The organism is Rhodobaculum claviforme (assembly GCF_016653255.1).
GTDB classification, from domain to species: domain Bacteria; phylum Pseudomonadota; class Alphaproteobacteria; order Rhodobacterales; family Rhodobacteraceae; genus Rhodobaculum; species Rhodobaculum claviforme.
In genome coordinates this window covers 1-7,687 of the sequence record NZ_NHSD01000162.1, presented here as the reverse complement: position 1 = coordinate 7,687, position 7,687 = coordinate 1, and the positions used below count along the sequence as shown (strand labels likewise).

The 7,687-nt window shown below is 72.1% G+C and carries 7 protein-coding genes; 6 read left to right on the top strand and 1 reads right to left on the bottom strand.

The window, feature by feature from the left end; translation table 11 throughout:
* On the top strand, window positions 1-503 hold a 503-nt coding region (locus CCR87_RS05335), incomplete at its 5' end, for an enolase C-terminal domain-like protein (protein WP_274609747.1).
* Between the two features lie 29 nt (window positions 504-532).
* Here CCR87_RS05335 and CCR87_RS05330 read toward each other — a convergent pair.
* The gene (locus CCR87_RS05330; RefSeq protein WP_201156527.1) at window positions 533-1,195 is read right to left on the bottom strand and encodes a DUF1028 domain-containing protein; all 663 of its coding nucleotides are present in this window, start codon (window positions 1,193-1,195) and stop codon (window positions 533-535) included.
* A gap of 105 nt (window positions 1,196-1,300) precedes the next feature.
* On the opposite strand from CCR87_RS05330, the gene CCR87_RS05325 reads away from it, so the two are divergent.
* The 5 genes from CCR87_RS05325 (at window position 1,301) to CCR87_RS05305 (ending at window position 7,613) form a co-directional block, all read left to right on the top strand.
* Window positions 1,301-2,872, top strand: coding sequence for an ABC transporter substrate-binding protein (locus CCR87_RS05325; protein ID WP_201156526.1), 1,572 nt, complete (start codon window positions 1,301-1,303; stop codon window positions 2,870-2,872).
* A gap of 219 nt (window positions 2,873-3,091) precedes the next feature.
* Window positions 3,092-4,039: an ABC transporter permease gene (locus CCR87_RS05320; RefSeq protein ID WP_201156525.1), complete on the top strand. Its 948-nt coding sequence runs from the start codon at window positions 3,092-3,094 to the stop codon at window positions 4,037-4,039.
* Between the two features lie 10 nt (window positions 4,040-4,049).
* A complete protein-coding gene (locus CCR87_RS05315; protein ID WP_201156524.1) occupies window positions 4,050-5,924 on the top strand; it encodes a dipeptide/oligopeptide/nickel ABC transporter permease/ATP-binding protein in 1,875 nt (624 codons plus the stop codon).
* A complete protein-coding gene (locus CCR87_RS05310; protein ID WP_201156523.1) occupies window positions 5,921-6,868 on the top strand; it encodes an oligopeptide/dipeptide ABC transporter ATP-binding protein in 948 nt (315 codons plus the stop codon). The genes CCR87_RS05315 and CCR87_RS05310 overlap by 4 nt, the downstream gene beginning before the upstream one ends.
* A complete protein-coding gene (locus CCR87_RS05305) occupies window positions 6,843-7,613 on the top strand; it encodes a FadR/GntR family transcriptional regulator (RefSeq protein WP_242511869.1) in 771 nt (256 codons plus the stop codon). Before CCR87_RS05310 ends, CCR87_RS05305 begins: the two co-directional genes overlap by 26 nt.
* Window positions 7,614-7,687: the final 74 nt, after the last annotated feature.

Below are 7,687 nucleotides of genomic sequence, written 5' to 3'. Positions count from 1 at the left end.
CCCCCGCCATGGCCCGTGTCGCCCACGCCACGGCCATCCCCGTCGCCACCGGCGAGCGCCTGACCACGCGCGCCGAATTCGCGGCCGTCCTGCGCGCAGGCGCCGCGTCGATCGTGCAACCCTCGCTCGGCCGCTGCGGCGGGCTGTGGGAGGGGCGCAAGATCGCGGCCCTGGCCGAGGCGTTCGGCGCGCAGGTCGCGCCGCACCTCTATGCCGGGCCGGTGGCCTGGGCGGCCTCGGTGCATCTGGCGGCCACGCTGCCCAACCTGCTGATGGTGGAGACTATCGACAGCCCCTTCCACGCCGCCCTGATCGGCGGCGCGATCACGGTGGAGGAGGGCCACATCCGCCCCCCCGAGGCCCCCGGCCTGGGCCTGGAGGTCGACGCGGCGCTGGCGCGCGCCCACCCCTGGCGCGGCCCCGGCCTGCACCTGGAGATGCAGGAGGCGCCCTGCGACTATGCCGCCGAGAACCGCTTTGCCGGTGGTGCGCCCCCGGACTGACCCCCGGGCTGACCCCCCGGTCTGAGGCGTCAATCCCCGTGGCGGCCGGGATCGCGCGCCACCGGCAGACCGGCCAGCCAGCGGGCATAAGCGGGCGCACGCGTCCGGGCCAGCAGCGCCGCCAGATCCTCCAGCGGGTGGTCCGATGCGTCGATGCGCAGATCGAGCGGGGGGTGGTCCTCGCCCACCACCAGCAGCGCCGCCGACACCAGCCCGCGCGTATCCCCGCCCGCCGCCTGCGCCGCACGCAGCCCCGCCAGCAGCCGCTCGGCCATCGGGCCGGTGGCGGCCTGATAGCCCACCCGTGCCGCCTCCAGCACCTCCGGCCCGCGCAGGATGTTGCCCGAGACCACCATGTGGCCCTGCGCCACGCCCCCCTTCCAGTCGCGGTTCGCCGCCCCGGTGAACACGCCGCCCCGCCCGGTCCGGGTCAACAGGGCCATCTGCCGGTGCGCCCGCCCCGCGTCCATGCCGGTGACCCGCGCCACCACGCGCTGCGCATCCCCGTCATCGGCCAGCGCCGCGAACGCCTGCGCGGCCCACAGGGTCGAGGGGTGTTCGCCCTGCGTCGCCGCGATCGCCAGGTGCGAATCGCAGCGCAGCACCCAGCCGCCGACGCACAGGTTGCCCGTCATCGCCGCCCCGCCCAGCGCCCCGGTGGCCGGATCGCGCACGAGAATCGATACCGTCATGGGCAAACCCTCCATCCTGGCGCGGCACAAATCGCACGATTGCTTCCCTGACCGCAATTTATCATTATAATTTCACCGCAACGAGACCAACAGGGAGTGTCCGAGATGTCCTTTCCCCTCAGCCGCCGTGCCGCGGGCCTTTTGTCGGCGGCGTTCCTGGCGACATCGGCGCTGACGGCACCCGCGCTGGCGCAGACGCCGCCAAGCGTGCTGGTCGTCGGCCAGATCGCCGAGCCGCAGGCGCTGGACCCGCACGCGGTCACCGCCGTCAACGATTTCCGCATCCTGATGAACCTCTATGACGGACTGGTGCGCTATGCCCCCGGCACGCTGGAGGTCGAGCCCGCCCTGGCCGAGGCCTGGGAGATCAGCGAGGACGGCACCGTCTATACCTTCACCCTGCGCGAGGGGGTGACGTTCCACGACGGCGCGGCCTTCGACGCCGAGGCCGTGGTCTGGAACTTCGAGCGGATGCTCGACGAGGACCACCCCTACCACTTCACCGGCCCGTTCCCGCTGTCGTTCTTCTTCTCCGTGATCGAGGGGGTGGAGGCGGTCGACACCCACACCGTGCGCTTCACCCTGTCCGAGCCGTTCGCGCCGTTCCTGTCGAACCTCGCCTATCCCACCGGGCTGATCGTGTCCCCGGCCGCGGTGCAGGAGCACGGGCAGGAGTTCGGCCGCAACCCCTCGGGCACCGGCGCCTTCCGCTTCCAGGAATGGCGGTCGAACGAGCGGGTGACGCTGGTGCGCAACCCCGAGCACTGGGACGGGATGGCGGCCTCGGAGGCGGTGATCTTCCGCCCCATCACCGACGCCAACACCCGCACCGCCGAGATGCTGTCGGGCGGCATCGACATCATGGTGGAGGTGCCCCCCGTCGCGCTGTCGCGGTTCGACGGCCCCGGCTTCGAGATCGTCGAGCAGGCAGGCCCGCATGTGTGGTTCCTGATCCTCAACACCCGCGAGGGGCCGTTCACGGATGTCCGCGTGCGCCAGGCGGCGAACTATGCCATCAACAAGTCCGCGCTGGTGGACGATGTGCTGGAGGGCACGGCGACCGTCGCCTCCGGCCCGACGCCGCCGGCGTTCGCCTGGGCGTATGCGGGCCTCGACCCCTATCCGTTCGATCCCGACCGCGCGCGCGAGCTGCTGGCCGAGGCGGACGCCGAGGGGGCCGAGATCACCTTCTACGTCACCGAGGGCGGCTCGGGCATGCTGGACCCGGTGCCGATGGGCACGGCGATCCAGGCCGATCTGGCGGCCGTGGGCTTCGATGTCACCATCGAGACCTACGAGTGGAACACCTTCCTCGGCCGGGTGAACCCGGGGCTGGAGGGGCGCGCGGACATGGCGCAGATGGCGTGGATGACCAACGACCCCGACACGCTGCCGTTCCTTGCGCTGCGCACCGATGCCTTCCCCGAGGCCGGCGGCTTCAACTCGGGCTACTACTCCAACCCCGAGGTGGACGCGCTGCTGGAGGCCGCCCGCGTGTCCACCGACCAGGACGAACGCGCGCGCCTCTACAAGGAGATGCAGGAGATCGTGCAGCAAGACGCGCCCTGGGTCTTTGTGGCCAACTGGGTGCAGAATGCGGTGACGACCGACCGGGTGGCGAACTTTGCGCTGGAGCCGTCGTTCTTTCTGCTGCTCAAGGACGTCGAGAAGAACTGATCTCCCGCCTTCTCCCGCGGGCGCGACCGCCCGCGACCCGGCGGGGCCACCCCACCCACAGGGTCCGGCCCGGTGGTGCTGCGACCGGGCCCCCGGACAGCCGACGCGGCCCCTGCGTCGGACCACACTGGCAACCGGGCGCGGCCACGGCGCGTCCGCACACTCTGGCAACCGGGCGCCGCGCAGGGCGCGCGCGGCCCCTGAAGAAAGGGTCCCGGCATGGGCGGATACATCCTCAGGCGGCTGGTGTCGGCCGTGCCGGTGCTGATCGGCATCACGGTCATCGTGTTCGTGATCATGGCCCTGATCCCGGGCGATCCGGCGACGGCGATCCTCGGCTCCTATGCCACGCCCGAGAACGTGGAGCGGCTGAACCGGCACCTCGGGCTGGACCGGCCGCTGTGGCAACAGTATTTCGTCTGGGTGGGCAACCTGTTGCAGGGCGATTTCGGGCGCTCCTTCGCCCTCAACCGCCCCGTGCTGGACGAGATCCTCGACCGCTTCGGCGCGACGCTGGTGCTGGCGGGAACGGCGTTCGTGCTGTGCTCGGTGGTCGGGATCGTGGCCGGGACGGTCTCGGCGGCGCGGCAGTACGGGTTTGCGGACAAGGCGATCACGGCGGCGGTGATCCTGGGCATCTCGGTGCCGTCGTTCTTCCTCGGCATGATGATGATCCTGCTGTTCGCGGTGCATCTGCGCTGGCTGCCGGTGTCGGGGATGTATTCGATGTTCGGCGGCGGCGATCTGGCGGACCTTGCGCGGCACCTCGCGATGCCCGCCATCGCGCTGTCGCTGGTGGCCACGGGCGTCGTGGCGCGGCTGACGCGCGGGGCGATGCTGGAGGTGCTGCGCCAGGACTTCATCCGCACCGCGCGCGCCAAGGGCGTGGGCGAAGGGCGCGTGATCTGGGCGCATGCCCTGCGCGCGGCGATGGTGTCGGTAATCCCGGTGCTGGGCATCCAGGCGGGGTTCGTGCTGTCGGGCGCGGTCTACATCGAGATCGTGTTCCAGTGGCCCGGCGTGGGCCGGATGCTGGTGGATGCGATCCTGCGCCGCGACATCCTGCTGGTGCAGGGCGGCGTGGTGTTCATCGCCGCCTGCTATGTCGGCTTCAACATCGTGGTGGACGTGGCGCAGGCCTGGCTCGACCCCCGGATCAAGACCTGAGGAGGCCGCCATGACCCTGTTCCTGCGTCTTCTGTTTCGCAACCGGCTGGCGGGCTTCGGCGCGGTGGTGCTGGGGGCGATCGTGGTGCTGGCGGTGCTGACGCCGGTGCTGCCGCTGCATCCGCCCAACGCCACCGACACCGCCAACCGCTTCCTGCGCCCGCTGTCGGAGGGGCACTGGCTGGGCACCGATCATCTGGGCCGGGACCTGCTGTCGCGGCTGTTGTGGGGCACGCGGCTGTCACTGGCGGTGGGGTTCGCGGCGGCGGTGATCGCGGCGGTGCTGGGCGCGGCCATCGGGATCGTTGCGGGCTATGCCGGCGGGCGCACCGACAACGTCACCATGCGCGGCGTCGACATGCTGATGGCGTTTCCCTACATCCTGCTGGCGCTGGCGATCGTGGCCGTCCTCGGCCCCGGGCTGATGAACGCGCTGATCGCGGTGGCGGTGGTCAACATCCCCTTCTTTGCGCGCAACATCCGGGGCGTGACGGTGTCGCTGGCGCATCGCGAATTCGTCGATGCCGCGCGGCTGTCGGGGCTGGGCCACATCCGCATCCTGACGACCGAGGTGCTGCCGAACGTCGTGCCGGTCATCGTCATCGCCATGTCCACCACCATCGGCTGGATGATCCTGGAGACGGCGGGGCTGTCGTTTCTTGGCCTCGGCAGCCAGCCGCCGCAGGCCGACCTCGGCTCCATGCTGGGCGAGGCGCGCGGCGCGCTGATCACGGCGCCCCACACCTCGGTCGTGCCGGGGGTGATGATCCTGCTGATCGTGATGTCCATCAACCTGCTGGGCGACGGGGTGCGCGACGCGCTGGACCCGCGCCTGCGCTCGGGCGCGCTGGCCCGCCCGATGCCGGCCACACTGGTGGACCGGCCCGCGCCGCCGCCGCCCACCGGCGACGGGCTCTTGCGGATCGAGGGGCTGCGCACCGATTTCCGGATGGGCAAGCGCACGGGCCGCGCGGTGGGGGGCGTCGATCTGGCGCTGGCGCCGGGCGAATGCGTGGGCCTGATCGGCGAGAGCGGCTCGGGCAAGTCGGTCACGGCGCTGTCGGTGATGGGGCTGGTGCCCTCGCCGCCCGGGGTGATCTCGGGCGGGGCGGTGCGGCTGCGCGGCGAGGATCTGGTGGGCGCGCCCTATGCCCGGCTGCGCGCGCTGCGCGGCAACAAGGTGGCGTACATCTTCCAGGACCCGCTGTCGACGCTGCACCCCCTCTATACCATCGGCGAGCAGCTGGCCGAGGCGATCCGGGTCCACCATCCGGTGTCGCGCGCCGACGCCCATGCCCGCGCGGTGCAGCTTCTGGACGACGTGCGCATCCCCAACGCCGCACGCCGCGCGGGCGCGTTCCCGCACGAGCTGTCGGGCGGCATGCGCCAGCGGGTGGGCATCGCCATGGCGCTGGCCAACGACCCCGACATCATCATCGCGGATGAGCCGACGACCGCGCTCGACGTCACGGTGCAGGCGCAGGTGCTGCGGCTGCTCGACGACCTGCGCCGCTCGCGCGGGCTGGCGATCGTGTTCATCACCCACGACTTCGGCGTGGTGGCGCAGCTGTGCGACCGCGTCGCCGTGATGTACGCCGGCCGCATCGTGGAGGAAGGCCCGACCGAGGCGATCCTCGCAGCCCCCGCCCACCCCTACACCGCGCGGCTGATCGCCTGTGTGCCCGAACTGGGCGGCGGACGGCGGCGGCTGGAGGCGATCCCCGGCCTGCCGCCCGCCGTCGACGCCCTGCCGCCGGGCTGCGCCTTTGCGCCGCGCTGCGACCGCGCCCGTGACGCCTGCCGGGCGGGCGAGATCGCGCTTGAAGGCGCCACCCGGCGCGTGCGCTGCCTGTTCCCCGTCGCCCCCCCGGAGGCCGCCCGATGACCCTTGCGCTCAAGACCGAAGGCCTCGCCTGTGCGTTTCCCGTGGGCAAGCGGCTGATCGGCCCGCCGCGCGCGCTGCTGCACGCGGTGCATTCCACCGATCTGCGCGTGCACACCGGCGAGACCCTGGGCATCGTCGGGGAATCGGGCTGTGGCAAATCCACTCTGGCGCGGATGCTGGTGGGCCTGCAGCCCCCCACCGGCGGACGGATCGAGATCGAGGGCGCGGCGCTGGACCGCGCCGATCCGGCCGCCTTTGGCCGACGCATCCAGTATGTGTTCCAGGACCCGGTCAGCAGCCTCAACCCGCGCAAGACCATCCGCCAGATCCTGGAGGTGCCGCTGCGCCACCTGCACGGCATGGGCCGGGCGGCGCGCGCAGCGCGCATCGACGAGATCTTCGCGGCGGTGAACCTGCGGCCCGAATTCCTCGATCGCTACCCGCATGAATTCTCGGGCGGGCAGGCCCAGCGCATCGGCATCGCGCGCGCGCTGGCGGCCGCCGCGCGCATCCTGATCCTGGATGAGCCCGTGTCGGCGCTCGATGTGTCGGTGCAGGCGCAGGTGCTCAACCTGCTGGCGGACCTGAAGGCGGAGTTCGGGCTGACCTACATCTTCATCTCCCACGACCTGGCGGTGGTGGAGGCGGTGTCGGACCGCATCGCGGTGCTGTATTTCGGCGCGGTGGTGGAGGAAGGCCCCGCCACCCGCGTCTTTGCCACCCCGCGCCATCCGTATACCCGGCTTCTGGCCGACAGCGCCCCGCAGGTCGGCCGACCCCTGGGCGGCGAGGGGGCGGGCGAGCTGCCCGACCCGCTGGACCCGCCGCCGGGCTGCGCCTTTGCCGGGCGCTGTGCGCGCGCGACCGAGCGGTGCACCACCCAGACACCGCGCCTGCGCGCGCTGGAGGAGGACCACCTTGCCGCCTGCCACCACCCCCTCTGAGCCGCGCCTGTCGCGCCCGCAGCGCGTGGCCGAGGCGATCAAGGGCTGGGTCATGGACGAGGGCTGGCAGCCCGGCCACCGCCTGCCCTCCGAGGCCGATCTGATCGCGCGCTTCGGCATGGCCAAGGGCACCATCCGCGAGGCGATCCGCATCCTCGAGGCGCAGGGGCTGGTGGCATCGCGCACCGGCCCGGGCGGCGGCGTGTTCGTGCACCGGGTGTCCGAGGGGCGCGCGGCGGCGCTGCTGGGCAACTATTTCTACTTTGTCCATCCGACCATCGACGACATCTACCAGATCCGGGCGGCGCTGGAGCCGGAGCTGGCCGCGCACCTTGCCGGTCGGCTGGGCGAGGACGAGCTGGCACGGCTGGAGGCGGCCATCGACGACAGCGCCCCCCCCGCCGAGGGCGCGCAGGACGAGGCCGCGCGCCACGCCGCATCCTTGCGGTTTCACGCGGTGCTGGCGGGGATGTCGGACAATCCGCTGCTGTCCTTCGTGATCCGTTTCACCGCCGAGCTGCTGGGCGAGGTCACGGTGACGCGCGGCCTGCACACCCCCACCGACCCCGCCCTGTGGGACGCCGGTCTGTCGCACCAGCGCCGCCTCGTGGCGGCCCTGCGCGCCGGCGACGCGGACACCGCGCGCGCCGTGATGCAGGCCCACATGGCCATCGCCCACCGCCTGATGCGCGTGCGCGAGGCCACGCCCAGCCGCCGGTTCCTGCGCGAACGCCGGGCGGAGTGATCGGCGCCGTGGACACGCCCCGGGACCGGCGTAAACTGGCGCGATGACCCGCCGCCCCCCGCTCAGCCAGAACC